This is a genomic window from Beggiatoa leptomitoformis (genome assembly GCF_001305575.3).
Classification (GTDB): Bacteria; Pseudomonadota; Gammaproteobacteria; order Beggiatoales; family Beggiatoaceae; genus Beggiatoa; species Beggiatoa leptomitoformis.
Genome location: NZ_CP012373.2, coordinates 4,051,812 through 4,071,985 on the forward strand (window position 1 = coordinate 4,051,812; position 20,174 = coordinate 4,071,985).

General features: G+C 39.1%; 9 protein-coding genes. 6 read left to right on the forward strand and 3 right to left on the reverse strand.

Features of this window, described 5'->3' with window-relative positions; all coding sequences use genetic code 11:
- Positions 1-69: 69 nt before the first annotated feature.
- Positions 70-2,205 (reverse strand): FAD-dependent oxidoreductase, encoded by a 2,136-nt coding sequence (locus AL038_RS17290; protein ID WP_062154954.1) that lies wholly within the window; start codon positions 2,203-2,205, stop codon positions 70-72.
- Between the two features lie 326 nt (positions 2,206-2,531).
- On the opposite strand from AL038_RS17290, the gene pepN reads away from it, so the two are divergent.
- The 6 genes from pepN to AL038_RS17320 all read left to right on the forward strand — a co-directional run bounded on the left by pepN (position 2,532) and on the right by AL038_RS17320 (position 16,332).
- Entirely contained in the window at positions 2,532-5,159 is a 2,628-nt protein-coding gene (gene pepN, locus AL038_RS17295) for an aminopeptidase N (RefSeq protein WP_062154955.1), read from the forward strand.
- A 310-nt stretch (positions 5,160-5,469) separates the two neighbouring features.
- On the forward strand, positions 5,470-6,120 hold the full coding sequence (locus tag AL038_RS17300) for a hypothetical protein (RefSeq protein ID WP_062154956.1): 651 nt from the start codon (positions 5,470-5,472) through the stop codon (positions 6,118-6,120).
- Between the two features lie 99 nt (positions 6,121-6,219).
- Positions 6,220-9,048 carry an OmpA family protein gene (locus tag AL038_RS17305; RefSeq protein ID WP_145917129.1) on the forward strand — a complete coding sequence of 943 codons (2,829 nt, stop codon included), beginning with the start codon at positions 6,220-6,222 and terminating at the stop codon, positions 9,046-9,048.
- A 296-nt stretch (positions 9,049-9,344) separates the two neighbouring features.
- Entirely contained in the window at positions 9,345-9,839 is a 495-nt protein-coding gene (locus tag AL038_RS17310; RefSeq protein ID WP_062154958.1) for a Rab family GTPase, read from the forward strand.
- 5 nt (positions 9,840-9,844) lie between these two features.
- Entirely contained in the window at positions 9,845-11,443 is a 1,599-nt protein-coding gene (locus AL038_RS17315) for a hybrid sensor histidine kinase/response regulator (RefSeq protein WP_062154960.1), read from the forward strand.
- A 740-nt stretch (positions 11,444-12,183) separates the two neighbouring features.
- Positions 12,184-16,332: an NACHT domain-containing protein gene (locus tag AL038_RS17320; RefSeq protein ID WP_145917130.1), complete on the forward strand. Its 4,149-nt coding sequence runs from the start codon at positions 12,184-12,186 to the stop codon at positions 16,330-16,332.
- 120 nt (positions 16,333-16,452) lie between these two features.
- Here AL038_RS17320 and AL038_RS17325 read toward each other — a convergent pair whose 3' ends face one another.
- Both AL038_RS17325 and AL038_RS17330 read right to left on the reverse strand, forming a co-directional pair.
- The gene (locus AL038_RS17325; protein ID WP_062154964.1) at positions 16,453-18,174 is read right to left on the reverse strand and encodes an NADPH-dependent assimilatory sulfite reductase hemoprotein subunit; all 1,722 of its coding nucleotides are present in this window, start codon (positions 18,172-18,174) and stop codon (positions 16,453-16,455) included.
- A gap of 49 nt (positions 18,175-18,223) precedes the next feature.
- Positions 18,224-19,975 (reverse strand): diflavin oxidoreductase, encoded by a 1,752-nt coding sequence (locus AL038_RS17330; protein ID WP_062154967.1) that lies wholly within the window; start codon positions 19,973-19,975, stop codon positions 18,224-18,226.
- Positions 19,976-20,174: the final 199 nt, after the last annotated feature.

Consider the following 20,174-nt stretch of genomic DNA (forward strand, 5'->3'; position numbering starts at 1 on the left):
AGCGTAATGTTTCTAACTTAGGCTGTTATGTAAAAAACCTTTCTATATTCCAAGTCTTATCATTTACAGCTATTCCCCTCGTCGCCACGCATGAAAATACCGTAACCAACCGAGAATTTTTTCGGGTTTACGCGCTTGTTTCCAGCGTCCTGCGGCGTATTTATTTGCTTCGGCAAAGGTTGGGTAAATGTGCGTTGTCGTTAAAATTTGAGTCAGTCCGATATTATGTTTCATCGCCAGTACAAACTCCGCAATAACTTCTCCCGCTTGTTCCCCAACAATAGCAACGCCTAAAATTTTATCCTTTTTGGGTACAGTGAGCACTTTAACCACGCCGTGTGCCACTTCATCCGTAATCGCGCGGTCTAACTCTTCTAAATGGTAATAAGTCACTTCATAGGGAATTTGTGCGGCACGGGCTTCTTGCTCGTTAAGTCCTACCCGTGCAATTTCAGGGCTGGTAAATGTTGCGTGAGGAATGACTCGATAATCCACCCGAAATTTTTTAAAAATACCAAATAACGCATTAACGCTGGCAAACCACGCTTGATGCGCGCAAACATTGGTATATTGATACGGCCCTGCCACATCGCCACACACAAAAATATTTGGATAATGCGTTGTTTGCAAAAAAGCATTGTGTTCTATGGTTTTTGTAGGATTTAAGGGAATATCTAAGTTTTCTAGCCCAAATCCTTGTGTATTAGCGGTGCGTCCAATCGCAATTAATAACACATCAAATTCAATCGCAATGGCTTGCCCTGCCTGTTCACACCACAACACTTTGCTATGTTCCCATTGTTCAAAACGAAGGGGCTGATGATTCAGGCAAAGTCGGATATTCTCTTGTTGAAAACGGGTCATTACATAATCAGCAATATCCGCATCTTCCTGCATTAACAAGCGTTCATGCGTATGTACAAGGGTGACGTGACTCCCTAAATAAGCAAAACATTGTCCTAATTCACAACCGATTGCCCCACCGCCCAATACCAATAAACGACGGGGTTGTTTACGCAATGTCCAAATGCTATCAGACGTATAATAATTTATTTTATCAATGCCTTGTATGTCTGGAATAGTGGGGCGCGCACCTGTTGCAATAATAATGGTACGAGTGCTTAAAACTTGGTCATTAATTTTAACGGTATAGGGGCTTAGAATCTGCGCCTCACCTTGTAAACATTCCACCCCTAATCCAGTATAACGTTCTATAGAATCATGTGGTTCTATGGTTTTAATCACCCGTTGGACACGTTCCATCACTTCAGCAAAGGTAAATTGTACTGTCGCGGCTTGGCAACCATATTGTTTCGCCTGTGTGATTTGATGAATAAAACGGGTGGAACAAATTAAGGCTTTAGAAGGAACACAACCCGTATTTAAACAATCACCCCCCAGTTTATGCTTTTCAATCAAAGTTATTTTGGCATTAACTGTTGCCGCGATATAGGCAGAAACCAAGCCCGCCGCGCCCCCACCAATCACAATAATGTCGCGGTCAACCCGCTTAGGCTTAGGATAATTGGCGTAGTATTGACGCTGTTTAAAGAAAAATAACAGTTTCTTTGCAAAAAGAGGAAAAATGCCCAATAAGGTAAAAGAAAGGAGCAAGGTTGGCGATAAGATACCAACGAGTGAATCTATTTGCGCAATCTGTGTTCCCGCATTAACATAAATAATTGTTCCTAAAAACATTCCAACTTGACTTACCCAATAATAGGTCCAAACTTTTATGGTCGTCACACCCATAACTAAATTAACAATAAAAAAGGGAAATAGTGGCACTAAACGCAGGGTAAATAAATAAAAATGTCCTTCTTTTTCAATGCCTGTATTAATCGTTTTTAAATAACCCCGAAATCGGGTTTGCACAAAGTTTTGTAACAAAAATCGAGCCGTCAGGAAGGCAAGGGTTGCACCAATGGTGGAGGCAAAAGAAATAATCAATGTTCCCCAAACCACACCAAACATTGCGCCGCCTACAAGGGTTAATAATGCTGCTCCCGGTAAAGATAATGCGGTAATAGCGATATAAAGCAGGGAAAATAATAACGCCGTTTGTAATGGATATTGCGCGGTATAAGCATCAATTTGTAATTGTTGCGTTTTAAAGTACGTCAAACTGAAGTAGTCATCTATATCAAAAAGAAAAAAACTGATGATAAATAACAGAATCGTTGCAAACAGCAATAATTTTTTCATTGCTTTCTCACAAGGCGTTATAAGGGGTTATCAGTAGAATATCACTGAAAACAAGTATTATCGCAGCTAAAATGGATAGTTATTTAAAGGATAAACGTAATAATTGCCCAAATCAGTTTTTTTAAACTTGAGCGGGTTAAAAAATAACTGCATTGATAACGCCGTCAATCCTGATAATCCTGATTCAGATGGATAAATCTATCCTAACTTCCTGTAGATTTTATTAAACCTTGAAATTCCATTTTATAACCATGACATTTTAAATCTATTAGTCAATAATCAAACCTGTTTTTGTATTTTTTCCTCCTCAAATAAAGATAAAACCTATGCATCCTGAAAATCCGCAAGCTATTTACCGTAAAGATTACCACCAACCCGATTTTTTTATTGAAAGCATTGATTTGCATTTTTCGCTCGATGAAGATGTCACGCTTGTGCATAGTCAGATGGTCATTAGACCCCGCACAACAAATCAAACCGTTCCGCTGGTTTTACAAGGGGAATCACTGGTTTTAAAAAATCTTAAACTCAATGGACAAGTCTTAAATACCCATGATTATCAGGTTGATAAAATCCATTTAACAATTCCGACTGTACCTACGCAATCTTTTACGCTAGAAACCATTGTTGAAATAAAACCGCAAGAAAACACAGCATTAACAGGGCTGTATAAATCCAGTGGAAATTATTGCACGCAGTGCGAGGCAGAAGGTTTTCGGCGAATTACCTATTTTTTAGACCGTCCCGATGTGATGGCACGCTATACAACCACGATTGTTGCCGATAAAAACCGTTATCCTGTGTTGTTATCCAATGGAAATCGCGTGGAATATGGTGAATTAACCGATGGGCGACATTGGGTTAAATGGGCTGACCCGTTTCCTAAACCAAGTTATTTATTTGCGTTAGTTGCAGGTAATTTGCATTGTCATGGCGGAAAATTTGTGACCCGTTCAGGACGAGAAGTGCGTTTAGAAATTTGGGTTGAGCCACAAAACCATGACCAGTGTGAACATGCCTTGCAATCGTTAGCAAAAGCCATGCGTTGGGACGAAGAACGCTTCGGGCTGGAATATGATTTAGATATTTACATGATAGTTGCTGTCAGCGATTTTAATATGGGCGCGATGGAAAATAAGGGCTTAAACGTTTTTAATGCCAAATTTGTCTTATGTCGTCCTGATACCGCAACAGATGACGATTATGAAAACATAGAAGCCGTTATTGCACATGAATATTTCCATAATTGGACAGGGAATCGCGTGACTTGTCGCGATTGGTTTCAATTAACCTTAAAAGAAGGTTTAACGGTTTTCCGTGACCAGTCATTTACAGAAGAAATGACTTCTGCCGCTGTAAAACGCATTCAGGATGTGCGCATTTTGCGTACCTCGCAGTTTGCTGAAGACCAAAGCCCTATGGCACACCCAATTCGCCCAGAGTCTTATATTGAAATGAATAATTTCTATACGGTGACGGTGTATAACAAAGGGGCGGAAGTTATCCGTTTGTATCAAACATTATTAGGAAAAGATGGTTTTAGACGTGGGATGGATTTATATTTTCAACGCCACGATGGGCAAGCCGTGACGTGTGACGATTTTCGTGCCGCAATGGCTGATGCGAATAAGATGGATTTAAGCCAATTCGAGCGGTGGTATGACCAAGCAGGCACGCCTGTTGTTGACGTACTCGGCACATATAACGCGCTGGAAAAAACCTATTCCCTAACCCTACGCCAACAAATTCCTGCTAATTTGCAAGCGTGGCATATTCCTATTGCTGTAGGGTTGTTGGGAAAAAATGGGCAAGATTTGCCCTTACAATTAGCAACAGAGACAAACAGCAATCGCACTTGCATTATTGAATTACGAGAGGTAGAACAAACTGTTACGTTTGTTAATATTCCTGAAGCACCCATTCCCTCATTATTGCGCCATTTTTCCGCGCCCATTAAGCTCAATTTTAGCCGCCAACGTGAAGAATTAGCCTTTTTAATGGCGCACGATAGCGACCCGTTTAACCGTTGGGAAGCAGGGCAACAATTAGCCCAACAGGTCATTTTTGACTTGTTAGCCGATTGGCAAGCCGATAAACCCTTACAATTAGACCCCTTATTTAGCAACGCTGTCTTAAAAATTCTGCAAGATACGCAATTAGAAGGTTCTATTAAAGCCTTAATGTTGACCTTACCAACAGAGGGCTTTTTAGGTCAGCAACAAGCCGAAGTTGCTGTTGAAGGGTTATTTACCGTGCGTCAGTTTGTCTTGCAACAATTGGCACAAGACCATTACACGCAATGGCTTACGATATATAAAGCCAATCATCACACACCCTATTCTAATGAGGCATCGGCGATTGCTTGCCGTCGCCTAAAAAATGTTGCATTACACTACTTATGCCGTTTAGACACAGCAGAAACAACCGCATTGGCAGAACAACAGTTTACGCAAAGCGACAATATGACCGACCAACAAAGCGCGTTATCATGTTTAGTCAACACAACGGGTACAGCAAAAACCATTGCATTGACTCGCTTTTATACACAATGGAAAGAAAATCCTTTAGTGCTAGATAAATGGTTTAGTGTGCAAGCAATGAGCTACTTACCTGATACTTTTGAAAATGTGCAAGCTTTATTACAACATAGCGATTTTAATTTAAAAAATCCAAACCGCGCCCGCTCTTTACTAGCGGTTTTTAGCCAAAATCAAGCGCAATTCCACCGTGCAGACGGTCTTGCTTATCAATTACAGGCGGATATTGTTTTACAATTAAATACGCTAAATCCGCAAATTGCCTCGCGCTTTGTGTCTGTATTTAACCATTGGCGACGTTTTGACCCGGCCCGTCAAGCCCTAATGCAGACACAACTAACCCGCATTATACAACATCCAGATTTATCTAAAGATGTTTACGAAGTGGTAAGTAAAAGCCTTAATGCACAAAATTAGTTTTTAGCCGCATACCATCATGGATAACACCCACTCAAACGGTGTTATCCATTATTTATTTTTTCCTCTGCCATATTTTCCTATTAAGCATAATGTTAGGTATGTAATAGCACCGTAATAAAAACCCCCTATAAGTATTTACCCTTATACAGAGCAAACTGCTATACTACTCGTATATTGTTAGTTTTATGTTTCTATTCTGCATGGTTAGCGTATAAATTTTGTGTTTGCATCATTTATTTAAATTAGTACAAATCTTGCATTTATTCGGTCTAGTCATAACCTGTTCTGTCCATAAAAAGGAATCCCCATGAGTAGCGATAAACCCAGTTACTTTAATACGTTTGAACGACAAATTCGTGTTGCCGAAACCGCGATAGAAGAAGATAAAAGCGACGACATGAAGCTAAACAAATTAGTAGAAGCGAATTTAAACACGGGTATTGGCAGTGTTGAGAAAATTCGGGATATTCTGTTTGGTAATCAAATTCGGGATTACGACAAACGGTTTAAACGCTTAGAAGAGCGTTTGATTCAAGAAAGTCAACAAATGCGTGATGATATGTCCAATCGGATGCACGCATTAGAAGAACTCTTAAACAGTGAAGTTGATGCCTTGAGTGAGAAAAATAAGGCAGAACGTCAAGAGCGCATTTTAAACGTACAAGATTTACAACACGAGTTGAATGCGTTAAAAAATGAAGTCAACAATCGCAGCGCGCAATTAGAAGAACAATTTAGCAAAGAATTAAAGCTGTTACGTCAGCAACTGCATAGCAAAACACAAGAAATTGTGGCACAACTGCGCTTGCAGAATGACAATTTAACAGGCTTAGTCAGCCAAGAAATTTCTCAGTTACAAGAAGAGAAAGTTAGCCGTAGCGATTTAGCCGCGTTCTTTAGCGAATTTGCCCTGCGTTTGGAACAAAATAGTGTTTCCAGAATCATAGAAGAAAAATAATTACATTGTTGTCTGTGTTGTCGGGTGCGGCGCGTATCCGCACTGACATTCCTTCTCTTGAGGCTTTTGTATTGGCCAACTTCTACTTTGAATTAGCAAATGACCACTATGGATGAGTACAAACAGCTCCGTCAGTTATTATCTCAAGAGGAAGAAAGCCTAAAGAAAATCGTTTATCAACTCTTAAGGGATTTACGCGATTTTTCAAATGGTGTCAATGTCTTACTTGAAGAAGAACACGCTCAAGTAGAAGAACTGCACTACCAATGGTCAACGTTACAAAACGAAACAACGCATTATCAAACCACCCTTAAAGCACACGCAACACAGTTTATTGAACAAAAACAACAGTTAAAAACGCTAGAAACTGCGTTACAAACGACTGTTGAAGCACAACATCAACGCCTTACCACCTTAGAAAAATACCATCCTGCCGACGTTGTTAAACGACTTGCCGAATTTGAACAACGTTGGCAAACCTTACAAAAAAATATTGCCGCGCATGAAATCCACCTACAAGAGCAATCCGCTGAACTAGAAGAAAAAACTCGTTCATTAGCAACGATTGAAACCTATATTCAAGTACAGTTAGAACAACAAATTTCTCGCTTGAATGCCCTAGAAAAACACCACCCTGCCGAGCTGGTAAAGCGCATTGCTGATGGGGAACAACAGCGACAACAATTACATCAGGAGTTGCTCGCCAATCAAGCCCGCCTTACAACGCAAGCGGAGGCCTTAGCCCTCGCAACCAAAAAAATCAGTGTAGGTGAGAGTTCCATTAATCAGCGACTGGCTGAAATAGAATCGTTACAAGCGCAGCTCGCCGAATATGCAAGGCGTTTGTCTCACGTAGAACAAGAAAACCCCGCGCCTCAAGTAGCACAGCTAGCGCATGTCATGGCAGAACATGCACAACAACTAGCCCTGCTTGCGCAAGATAAAGCCCGTTTATTGGGACAATCTGAGGCGTTTCAAACACAGTTAGCCGAACAAACCACGCGATTACAGATTTTAGAACGCGACCATCCTGCGGAATTGGTGCAACGGTTAGCCGATATTGAAGTACGCTGGGAAGAAATTAAGGCAATTGAAGGACGCTTAACGGATACCGAATCTCGTATCAGTGATTTAGCCCATATTTTACCGCACGCCATTCGCCAAGCCTCTGCCCAACAGATGCAAAATGGAATTGCCAGTGAAGCGGAACTAACCGAATCATTAAAAGAACCTGTTAAAAACTGCTTAAAACAATCAGTCAGTGAAGATACACAATCCTTAGCCGACGCGCTATTTCCCGTGATGGGCCCTGCTATTCGAAAATCCATTAATGAATCGCTAAAAGGCTTAGTACAAGATTTAAACGTCCGTTTAGAACATAGCGTGTTATCACCACGTGGTATTAGCTGGCGTATTGAAGCGATGCGCTCGGGGCGGAGTTTTGCAGAAGTCGTATTACATAACACATTGGTATATCGGGTTGAAGAAGTTTTTTTAATTCACCGACAAACAGGAATACTGTTACAACATTTACATCAAGAAGATTCAACGCTAGGCGATAGTGATGCCATTTCAGGCATGTTAACCGCGATTCAAGATTTTACCCGTGATTCTTTTTCTAAAGACAAAACCGAAGAACTAGACCGCATTGAATTGGGCGATTATACCGTGTGGTTAGAACGCGCCCCACACGCAGTCTTAGCCTGTGTTATTCGTGGCGTACCGCCGTATGAATTTAGAAATTTAATGCGTTCAGTCTTAGAAAAATTACACGCACGCTATGGTCGACAACTAGAATATTTTGAAGGGGATAACAGTGTTTTTGAATCCTCCCAGCCCCTGTTACAAAATGCCTTACAATCACAGAAAAAAGACGAAGTCACGCGACGAGAAAAACGCTTTTTTTCCTTACCGTTATTATTTGTATTATGCCTATTATTAATAGGGATTTTTTATGGCAGTTACCGTTATTGGCAATGGCAACAAACCTTAAGTAATTATATTGTCCAGTTAAAAAACACCGCTGGACTGGTTGTTATAGAAACAGCCCCCCTTGATGGTAAATTACAAATACGACTGTTGCGCGACCCACTCGCCGCCGACCCCAATGAGATTGCACAGCGAATGCAAGTTGCTGATAGAATTGTCCTACATAGTTCGCCTCATTATGATTTAACGAGTGATTTTATCGTACAACGCGCTCGGCAACGCTTAAAACCGCCAGCAACGGTTCAATTACAATTACAAGACGTATCACACCTACAAATCAGTGGTTACGCACAACCTGAATGGATAAAAACAGCCAAACAAGAGGCTTTGCATGTCGTTGGCGTGACCGATATTGAAACAACAAACCTAGAAGAAACTGATGTTTTTTTACTGCGACAAGCACAAGAAAAAGTACAGCCTCCTAGCACACTAACGCAATTATCTGTTTCAAACGCAGTATTAACCCTAGCGGGCGATGTTGATGAAAACGAATATGCACGCATACAAACACAAATTGCACATCTAACAGGTTACGCACAGATTGACACAACAGGCTTACGCAATATTACCGAGGTATTAAAAACACTAAGCCAACAGATAGAAACGATAACCGTTTATTTCGGTGAAGATTATAACTTTAGTGAAGGACAAGACCCAGCCTTAACACAATTATATTCTCTTGTTCAACAAATGATTACGCTTGCAGACCGTCACCAAAAACCCCTTGTTTTCCAAATTAGTGGTTATACCGATGGTTTAGGCACACAATTACATAACTATACCCTTAGTCAACAACGTGCAGAGCGGGTTTACCACGACTTACGCAATCGGGGAATAGATATTAAGTACCTACTGGTTGTTCCACCGCCTACTGTTCCTTTTGGCGATGTTACTCCCAACTACTTAGAACGCCGCGTGTTGATTAAAGTAAAAATGTAACTACTTGTTGATAATGCTAAAATGACAAGAATAATGGTGAAATTTCGCATGTTATACGGATTATCTTCTTTGTCTGCACCAAAATTCCTAACATTTCCAGCGTTTTCAGACAAAAGAATTTCCCCGTATTGACTGGAGAATATAAGCTTAAATTTTACCCTCCATCTGTCCGTTAAGTTCTTTCTGACCCTATTAAAAGTTAGGACTGACGTTTAGTTAATCTATAAAGCGACTTAAGCAGTGGGATTTAAGTACGCTAACAATGCTTTGAATAAAAAGGGGATTATTCCGTGTCCATGCTTCAAAAAAAAATCTGCATGATTGGAGATTTTTCCGTCGGAAAGACCAGTCTTGTTGCACGTTACGTACATCAAGCCTTTTCCGACAAATACCTCACGACCGTTGGGGTAAAAATTGACACGAAACTGGTCACCTTACCAACAGGTGATATGAAGTTTATTTTGTGGGATATTGCAGGCGCGGATAAATTAACAACCGCCTCAATGACCTATTTGCGAGGGGCAGCAGGATATTTACTAGTCGTTGATGGAACACGCCTCCCTACATGGGAAAGTGCGATTAACCTACAACAAGCCGTCACACAACAAATAGGTAATAAACCCTTTTTAGTTCTATTAAACAAATGTGATTTACAAAACCAATGGGAAGTTAATGAAACACGACTAGCCCCTCAACGGGAACAAGGTTGGCATTTTTTAGAAACCAGTGCAAAAGAAGGACTTAACGTAGAAAATGCCTTTCTCCAACTTGCGCAACAATTGGTAGGATAATGATTATGATGACAATCCCCCTTAGTATTGCAAAATATGCACATACCCTTTGGATGTCGGAATTAGTACTTACCTACTTACACGTGGACGAGCAAGGCATACTTGTCAACTGGGGCGGATATCCACGTCATTATGGTTTAGGTGAACTACGAACAGGCGAATTAGCTGCCGAACAAGTTTATGTATTAGAAGGCTTATTTCCCATTAATCACACTCAAATTGTAGAGTTTGTTGAAATGGGAAATGGACGAGTAGCGCATATCCACCTATTACCGTTTCAAAAAGGCACATGGATATTAATGCTAGATGCGACAGAAGAACACAATCGTCAACAACGCTTACAACAACAAGCTAACGAATTAAGCATCTTAACGTATCGTCAAAGTCGTTTATTACAAGAACTAGAAAATATTCGTCGCAACCTAGAACAAGAAAAATTGCAACTACAACAGGCAAATGAACAAAAAACGCGGTTTATTGCCTCCCTATCCCATGAATTACGCGCGCCACTAGCGTCCATCATGGGCTATACAAAACTACTTAATGACGCACAAGCATCTGATAAAACAGAAAATGACTATTTAAACGCCGTTGAAAGTAACGCCAATCACCTCATCAAACTGGTTGACGATATTTTAGACCAAGCAAAATTAGACATTGGCAACATTCAGCTAAAACCAACTGCTTGCCATCTAATGGATTTAATAAAAAATTTACGCCAACTTTTTTTACCCGTTGCCCAAGAAAAGCAACTAATATTTACCATCATCACTAAAAACAATAGCATATTACCATCTGTTTTAATTGATGAAATTCGGTTGCGTCAAGTTTTTATTAACCTCATCAATAACGCTTTAAAATTTACAGCGAAAGGCTTTGTTAATGTAACGATTGAATGGCGAGAAGACCGCTTATATTTTTCCATTCAAGATTCAGGCGTAGGTATTTCTGCCGAAGGCTTACAAAAACTATTTACCGCTTTTTACCGAGATAAAACCACAGAAAATCAGCCCGGTACGGGACTGGGTTTATCCATAAGCCAAAAAATAGTGCGTTTAATGGAAGGTAGCATTACCGTTGATAGCATAGAAGGTAAAGGCTCAACCTTTAATGTTATCGTACACGCCCCCCGTGTTTGGCAAGCAGAGTTACTAACCATAAAACGGGACTTAGAACAAATGCCGACACAACCCCTAAAAACTGTCGCGACGAATAAAAAACGTAAATTATTACTAGCAGAAGACACTGAAGTATTACGTCTGTTATTCAAACTAATTTTAAATGAACACTATGAGCTAGTTATGGCAGAAAATGGGGAAGATGCTGTACGGTTAGCACTGCTTGAGAACCCCGACATAGTTCTAATGGATTTACAAATGCCTATCATGAATGGCTATGACGCAACCAAACAATTACGCTCAGAAGGATTTAATACACCGATTATCGCCTTATCCGCCTCTAATTTTGAAGAAGACCGCAATTATGCCATGCAACTGGGTTGCAACGCCTATCTTACAAAACCCGTTGATAATCAACGTTTATTAAACACAATCCTGCAAGTTATTGAAAATAGCAAAGCATCTCAAGTTTGTCATAGCAAATAAGTACGTATTTACAAAAGAACACGGAATAAAAAAGTTCCCTTTCAGATTCGTTTAGATCCGCAAGTGTAGGGTGCGTTAGCGCACCATTACCATTAAAAAGAAGAAATCCAAATAAGGGCTAAATTTGCTCGCTAATGCAACTTTGCTTTAAAATTGGTGCGTTACGGTGCGAAAAGATGCACCTAATACACTCTACGCTGTACTTAGGATGAATAAATTTAAAACTTAGAGGACTAAACATGGCATTAGAACTGGGTGGACTATCTGATAAATTAGGCAATCGTTATGAAGGTCGTTGGGTTGTAAAACAGCTATTATTGTTATTCGATGAAAAAAATAAATCCGTTCTGATAGAGGGTATTGGAGATGATGAGGTAGGGGTTGACCTGTGGGTTGAAACTGCTGACAGAGAACGGCAAGCACATCAATGTAAAGCACGCAATGCAAGCAAGCCTGAATGGTCTATCAGTGATTTAAAAAGTAAAGACGTTTTAAAAAAAGCTAAATATCAATTAGACCGTGATCCAACTTATACCTATTGGTTTATTTCTCATGTTGGTAACACTGGTTTACATGATATTTGTGAAAGTGCGCGTAATTCGAATAATAATCCTGAAGATTTCTATGAATATCAAATACAAAAAGTAGGCAAAGAGCGGCGCGACATTTTTACGCAATTTTGCGAGGCAATATCGCTTGATGAACAGCAAAAAACAGACCGTGCTAGAGCTTTCAATTATTTGAAACGCATCTATATCAACATTTATCCTGACGATGCAAATACACAAAATGATTTAAAACTGTTGTCTGAAAGGCTTCTGACAGGAGATGCGGATACTAACATTGCGCTATTACGCAATTATGCTGATGAAAACTATCAATATCGTAAACCAATTGATGCTATAACACTGATTAAATACTTAAATAGTAAGGGAGTTAGTCAAAAAAACTTAGCGCACGATTCGCGAATTTTACCTGCCATAACAAAACTTCAGCAAGAATTTGCCGATTCCATAGAAAGTGGATTACAAAAAGAATTTGCCGATTCCATAGAAAGTGGATTACAAATTAATCCATTAATACACCGTCAAAAAACACAAATAATACCCCGTCAAGAAACACAAACCTTAATCAATGCACTCTCTACTCATAAAAATATTATTTTGCATGGTAAGGCAGGCTATGGAAAAAGTTGTGTTTTGTATGATGCATTCACAAATTATCTAAATATCCTTTATTTACCCATTCGTTTAGACCGACGTGAACCGCAACACACAACGGCTGAATTTGGAAAGCAAATGGGTTTACCTGATTCGCCTGCTCGGTGTTTAAGTGGCATAACGCCTGATAATCAAGCTTGTGTATTGATATTAGACCAGTTAGATACCTTACGCTGGACGGCATCCCATTCAAAAAATGCACTGGATGTGTGTAAACATTTAGTGCAAGAAATTCAATCATTACAAACAGAAGGGAAAAAAATAAGCGTTGTTATTTGCTGTAGAAGCTTTGATTTAGATAACGACCCTGAAATTAAACATTGGCTATCTAATGGTAAAGAAAATAAGCCATTTGAAAAAATAGCTGTTGAGCGTTTAAGTACAGAAATCGTGCAGCAGACTGTAGGAAATAACATATTTACACAGTTAAATAAAACGCAAAAAGAAATTTTAAGTAATATTCAACATTTAACTATGTGGCAAATTATTCATGCTTCAGGAAAACAACCTAATTTTAAATCAGCAACCGATTTAATGCGTAAGTTTTGGGAAGATCGTTATGAATTACTAGAAAAAAAGGTTAATTTAAGTTCAGAACAAGTAAAGAAGGTTTTAAAGCCTTTAATTCAGTATATGGAGTCTAAGCAAAAGTTATCTGCCCCTGAAAGATTAGTGAGTAAAGAACCAAATAGTTTTAAAGCGTTACAATCGTATGGCATTTTACAACTTACCAATGGTGAAATAACTTTTTGTCATCAAAATTATTTAGATTATCAAATTGCATCAAACTTAATTGAGCAAATTGAGAGTGGGGAAAATGACGTATTAAGCTGGTTAGGTGGGCAAGAAAAACAATCACTTTTTCGTCGTGAACAGTTGCGCCAAGTATTAAGTTTATTAGCCGATGAAACTCCTCAAGAATGGCTTACAATCAGTCAAAAATTATTAACCTCCGATTCTGTCCGTTTTCACTTAAAATATTTAGTTTTAATGCTGATTGGACAACAAGAAAATGTTTTTTCTAAATTAGGTGCTTTTTGTTTAACGTTTTTAAACGATGAAAAATGGCATAAACAAATTGTAGAAACTGTTTGTTTAGCACATTCTCAATATGTTCAATTTTTGATTGATAACAAAGTTATTACTGATTGGTTAGATTCAGAAAATGAACAATATGTTAATGAGGCTTTATGGTTGCTAAGGTCTGTTGCAGAAAAAATACCTGATGCAGTCACGGATGTGATAGAACCCTATATTGATAAGGGCGAGAGTTGGTATCAAAAAATATTCCGTGTGTTGTGTTGGAGTGAGGAAAAGGACTCAGACAAGATGTTTTTATTGCGTTTACGTCTTATACACCTAAATATCTATAAATATTTTATCAATTGGAAAGAAGTAGCTAGTCATTGTCCTTTAAGAATTATTGAATTATTAGAAGCCATTATGTCAACTTGGCAACCAAATGAGAATAATAATGTATCTCAGCAAGAAAAGTTGCACATGTGGAACAAAAGTGCGAATGACTTGTTAAACCAAGCAGTCAGACAATACCCTAAAGAAACATGGGTTAAATTGATGCCTCAGATAGAGAGATTAACGGCTTCTACAGAATCAGAATATGATAGTTTTTGGTATTCTAAATGGTGGAAAAATCCTGATTTTCCATCTATCAAGTATGGAATCGTAACATTAGTTATCTCGGCAGGAAAAACATTTGCAACACAAAACCCCACAGAATTTATTCAAAATAGCCAAGCATTTGTAACTTCTAATTCATATATTACACAACGCCTTTTAATTGAAGCTTACGCAAAATTACCTCCATCTCATGCAGATGAAGGAATATTATGGTTATTAGCTGATTTAAAAAGATTTCAATTAGGAGACGGCCATTATGAGGTGAAATGGCAACCTGCTATTGTGTTAATAAAGAACCTTTCACCTTATTGCAGTGATGAATTGTTTAATACATTGGAAAAGACTATTTATTATTTTCCAGCAGAAGATAAAAATCGTGTAAAAAATAGATTGAATAGTTCAAAAGAAGGCTGGTTTGGTGATTATTGGGGAAGAACACAATATTTTTTATTGCCTGCCTTATCCCCTAAACGCCGTACACGTCAAACAAACGAGTTAATTGTTGTATTGCACGAAAAATTCTCATCTGATTTATATTCAGATTCAAGTTTTTGCCATCAGGTTACAATTTTTAATGAGTCGGGCGGTTCTAAGTTATCGCCCAACTTAAATAAATTTAGTAATAATAAGTGGTTAAAAATTATTGAACAATCAGAAGAAAAAATACCTAAAACGGGAAACTTTAATAAGTTCTCACATAGTTTGGAACGAATCGCCTCACGGTTTCCTGAACGTTTCGGACAACTAGCGTTACAGTTTCCTGATACGGTTGCCCCTAATTATATTTCTGCCATTTTAAGGGCTGTCCAACTGACTAAACCCGATAACAATACACCTACTGAAGAACACGAAACATGGCAACCTGCATCAATTGCAACTGTAGAAGCCGTTTTAAATAAATATCGACAACAAACAGACGATGATAGAGAAACGGCAATGAGTTTTTGTCGGCTTGTGGCGGAAAGATGTAAAGAACATTGGTCTGATGCTTCTATTAACCAATTAATTGATTATGCGCAAAATTACATAGACCCTATTCTCGGAGAGCTTAATGTAACATGGTCTAATGCTTCTGAAAATTATGTGCGTGGTTCAGCAATCCATGCCATTGCGCAATTATTTTGGCATCACAATGAATATTTAGATAAATTTACACCCTGTATTGAGCAATTAGTTCAAGATGCGCACCCTGTTATTAGAATGGCAAGTATAAAAGTTTTATTACCATACGCTAATCACAACAAATCATTAGCAGTAAAATATTTTTGTGTAGCCTGTCAAAGTGATGTCCGTATCATGGCATCTCACTATGCAATATATTTTGTAAAACACACAATAAAAGATTTTTTCTCAGAAATATCCCCATTGATTCGACAAATGTTAGATTCATCTTTAGAGAATGTTGTTGAGAAAGGTAGTGAATATATAACGGGTTATTGGCTTTTTTATGGTTTTTTTGCGGAGGAATTAGAGCGTTGTAAACAAGGCTCGGTCGCACATCGTAAAGGCGTTGCAACAATCGCTGAAAGTTTTGTAACAGAACAAAAATACACAGAATCTTGTAAAGCTCTATTACAATTGTATTTTAATGATGAAGATAAAGATGTTCGTAGAAAAGTTGGCTTGGGCGTACTTTGCTCTGAATTGTTTAATGATGTTAAACATCATCCATTTATTGCAGAGTACATACAATCAGTTGCTTTTAAAGAAAATTTTGAATCGTTCATTCATAGGATAAAAGAAATGAAAGGCTCTCTTTTATTCTTCAAAAAGCCACTTTTGGAAGCCTGTGAACAATTATTAACGCTTAGTCTGGAAAATAACCAAAAAAGTGAAATGGCTAGGGATTATAGTGAAATGGCTAGGCATTATACAGCGGAGCTTTCTTCTATATTGCTTCGCTTATATGAGCAAGCTCAAGGTGAGTATGATGATGAAACTGCTAGCGAATGTTTAGATATGTGGGATAAATTTTTTCAACATAATATCGGAACAACCAGAGAATTATTAAAATCTATTGAGTCCTCTTAATCCGCGCGAGTAAATCCTATACTATTTAAAATAGATTAAGTTCAATCTGAACTTTGGAATCAACAATCATAGCGTGCGTTAAGTGCGTCTTTTCGCACCTTAACGCACCCTAATTTATACCTACCCTTCAAACACCGTCCGCTGTACAAAATCGCCGAAACTTTCTTTAGATTTCCGCTGTTTCACGTATTGTGCGAATAAATTATCTAACTCGCCTAAAATCTCTGTCTCGTTCAAACTTTCTTTATACAAACGGTTTAAGCGCGTGCCGTCAGGTTTCGCGCCTAACATCAAGTTATAACGCCCATAATGCGTGCCAACAAAGCCAATTTCTGCCGCATAAGGACGTGCGCAACCATTCGGACAACCTGTCATACGAATAGAAATATCCTCTTTTTGCAATTTATGTTTTGCTAGTACAGGTTCAATTTTCGTAATCAAGTCAGGTAAATAACGTTGTCCTTCCGCTAAAGCCAAAGGACAGGTATTAAACGATACACAAGCAATTGCGGATTTACGCACGACAGAAGCATTATCTGTGTGTTGACTAATGCCATGTTTTGCTAAAACGGATTCAATCCATGCTTTATCTTCGGTTTTAATATCGCTCAGAATCAAGTTTTGGTTGCAACTAAAACGGAAATTTGCTTTGCGTGCTTGTGCGATGGTTAAACATGCCGTTTTGAATTGTACATTTTCATCATCTAATACGCGCCCGTTTTCTACAAAAACGGTATAAAACCAATTGCCTTCATGGTTTTGATGCCAGCCATAGTCATCTGTGCGATGTGTGAAATTCACTGGTTTTGCAGGTTCTAACTTAAAACCTATTCGTTTTTCTAATTCTGCTTTAAACCCTTCTACGCCTAATTTATCCACGGTGTATTTCAAGCGCGACAATTTGCGGTCAACCCGATTCCCAAAATCGCGTTGTACCGTTAGGACTTCGTAAACCGCTTTTAACAAAGGATTAGTTTCTAAAACTGTTGATATTTCTGTCTCTTTTAGCGGATTTTTTAAGGCTTTATACGGTATAAAACCAATGGTTGTCGCTAAACGCGGATAAGTTTCTGTGCTACCGTGTGTCGTTCCCATACCGCCACCAATGGCAAGATTGAATCCTTTAATTTTGCCTTTTTCCACAATCGCAACCAGTGCAATATCATTGGTATAGACATCAATATCGTTAGAAGGTGGAATAGCAATCCCTATTTTGAATTTACGCGGTAAATAGCGATTTTCATATAAAGGGTCGGGTTCGGGTTCTGGCGTGGTTAGTGGGGCTTCATCTAACCAAATTTCGTAATAGGCACGGGTTTTAGGTAGTAATAAGGTACTAATATCATTAGCTAACTGAAAAACTTCGCCATGTACAGGCGATACTTGCGGATGCGCGGTTGCAGTAACGTTACGATTGACATCGCCACAGGTGCAAATCGAATCAAGTTGGTAACGGTTAAACGCTTGTAAAGTCGGTTTAATATTTGATTTTACAATGCCATGCAGTTGCACGGTTTGCCGTGTGGTGATTTTAATAATCCCTGTGGAATAGTCGCCCGCAATGTGGTGCAAACCTTCCCATTGTTCGGCGGTTAAAAATCCACCTGCTAACCGCAAACGTATCATAAAGGAATATAAACGTTCCAGTTTTTTCGTGGCGCGTTCTTCACGGCGGTCACGGTCGTCTTGGATATACATTCCATGAAATTTAATCAGGTTTTGGTCGTCTTCGCGAATTGCGCCTGTATGCTCATCAGCAAGGCTTTCGACAATCGTACCACGCAAGCCACGACTGGCTTTTTTAATTTTTTCAACAGCGGATTCTTGAGGAGTCTTTGACATAATACGTATTTAATTCAGTAGGTAAATAGCAAAAATAGCATTTCTAGGCTTAATATACGTCTTTGTGATAACGCCCTTGTTCGTGCAGGTTATCTAAATAAGCCCGTGCTTGTTCTGGTGAACGCTGAGAGCGTTCGGCAATGATTTGAATTAACGCATTTTCTACGTCAACACTCATTGGGTCTTTAGCCCCGCAAAGGTATAAAACTGCGCCTGCTTCTAGCCAGTTAAAAACGTCTTCTGCTTGTTGTAGTAACTTATGTTGTACATAAATTTTTTGTGCTTGGTCACGCGAAAAAGCGGTATTTAAGCGGGTTAAAACGCCTGTTTCTAGTAGGGTTTGTAATTCGGTTTGATAAAGAAAATCACTGCTAAAGTGTTGTTCTCCGAAGAATAACCAATTACGCCCTGAATCTCCACGGGCTTCCCGTTCAAAGAGGAAGGAACGGAAGGGCGCGATGCCAGTACCCGGCCCTATCATGATAATGTCTGTTTCGGGTGTTGGTAATTTAAATTCATGATTAGCTTGGATATAAAAGCTAAAATTTGTACCTTCTGGCAGTTGTGCTAGGTAGTTGGAACAAAAACCATATTTTTCAATTAATGCCCCATTTTCCGCAGGGGTTTTGAATTGATGACGACTGACGGTTATGTGTATTTCGTTATTGCCATGGGCAAGCGGGGAAGAAGAAATAGAATATAAACGCGGCGGTGTTGCTTCTAAACTGGCGATGATTTCAGAACGTTTGTTCGTAAAATCCGTTGGATAGCGGGTTAGTAGTGCTAGTAAATCCATTCGTTCCGCTGGTATCGTTTGCGCGGTAAGACGGGCATAGGCTTGAATCACACGCTCGGGCAAATATTGCACGTTTAGTTTTTCTGTGAATAATTGTTTCGCGCCGTAAGTTGTCCCTTTGTATTCTATTGAATCATTGGGGTTTAAGCTGAGTTTGGTTAGTAACGCTTCTACTGTTTCAGCGGAATTATGGGGTACTAAGCCTAAGGAATCGCCTGCTTGGTAAATTATTTCATCTTCTGATTCAATTTCAATATGATAAGTCTCTTTATTAGAGTCTCGGTCGTTTAAATTGAGGTTGGTTAAAATCGTGCCTGTATAGTTCTTTTTTCCTATACGAGCGGTGGTTTGCCCAGCGGGTAAGGCTGTAGGTGCGCTGTTGCTGTAGATGACGGTTTGGGTAAATTCGGTTAACCAGTTTTGAACTTCGGGTTCAAAATCGGTATCACATTGTCGTAGCGGGAATAACCGTTGTGCGCCAAGCGCGGCTAATTGTGCGTCGACATCTTCGCTGGCTTTGCAGAATAAGGGGTAAGCGGAATCACCTAATCCAATAACGGCAAAGTGTAATTTGCTTAGGTTTAAATCGGCTGTTTGATATAAGTAATCGTAGAATTTACGGGCAGCGGCGGGCGGTTCGCCTTCGCCTTGTGTGCTGATGACAACGATTAAGTGCGTTTCTTTTGCTAAATCGCTTAAGCGATATTGGTCTAAGCCTTTGAGTTTGGTTTGTGTACCGTGTTTTTTCAGTTGGGTACTGAGTTCTGTCGCTACCCGTTTGGCGTTGCCTGTTTCTGTACCAAAAACGAGGGTGCATTGGCTTAAGGCTAGGGTGGGCGCGAGTGTGGTTGTTGTCGCGTTTGTTGTTGGTAAATTGGGTGTGGTGAATGCGAGCGAATCGCGTGCGACCAAACCACTGAGAAAACCACTCATCCAAATTAGTTCATCTCGTTGAGCAGTTTTGAGTAATTCATTAAAGGTTTTTTGGGTAATTTCTGTCAGCATATATGCGGTTCTTTAAACGGAGGGTAAATAATCCCGCTAAAGACTAACAGAGTTAATCGTCGTGCATTAGACGATGTTTTTATACCCTTAAAAAATATAAATATACCATTGTTGAATTAGTGATTAATTTTTAAAATAATTGCTTGTATTTAGATGCTTTTATCAAAAATTTTTGTATGCCACAGGTTCGGGTTTAAGG

What these genes read in the sequence shown, in the direction of transcription:
- AL038_RS17290 (WP_062154954.1), bottom strand. Translation starts at nt 2,205, where the DNA reads ATGAAAAAATTATTGCTGTTTGCAACGATTCTGTTATTTATCATCAGT.
- pepN (WP_062154955.1), top strand. Translation starts at nt 2,532, where the DNA reads ATGCATCCTGAAAATCCGCAAGCTATTTACCGTAAAGATTACCACCAA.
- AL038_RS17300 (WP_062154956.1), top strand. Translation starts at nt 5,470, where the DNA reads ATGAGTAGCGATAAACCCAGTTACTTTAATACGTTTGAACGACAAATT.
- AL038_RS17305 (WP_145917129.1), top strand. Translation starts at nt 6,220, where the DNA reads ATGACCACTATGGATGAGTACAAACAGCTCCGTCAGTTATTATCTCAA.
- AL038_RS17310 (WP_062154958.1), top strand. Translation starts at nt 9,345, where the DNA reads ATGCTTCAAAAAAAAATCTGCATGATTGGAGATTTTTCCGTCGGAAAG.
- AL038_RS17315 (WP_062154960.1), top strand. Translation starts at nt 9,845, where the DNA reads ATGATGACAATCCCCCTTAGTATTGCAAAATATGCACATACCCTTTGG.
- AL038_RS17325 (WP_062154964.1), bottom strand. Translation starts at nt 18,174, where the DNA reads ATGTCAAAGACTCCTCAAGAATCCGCTGTTGAAAAAATTAAAAAAGCC.
- AL038_RS17330 (WP_062154967.1), bottom strand. Translation starts at nt 19,975, where the DNA reads ATGCTGACAGAAATTACCCAAAAAACCTTTAATGAATTACTCAAAACT.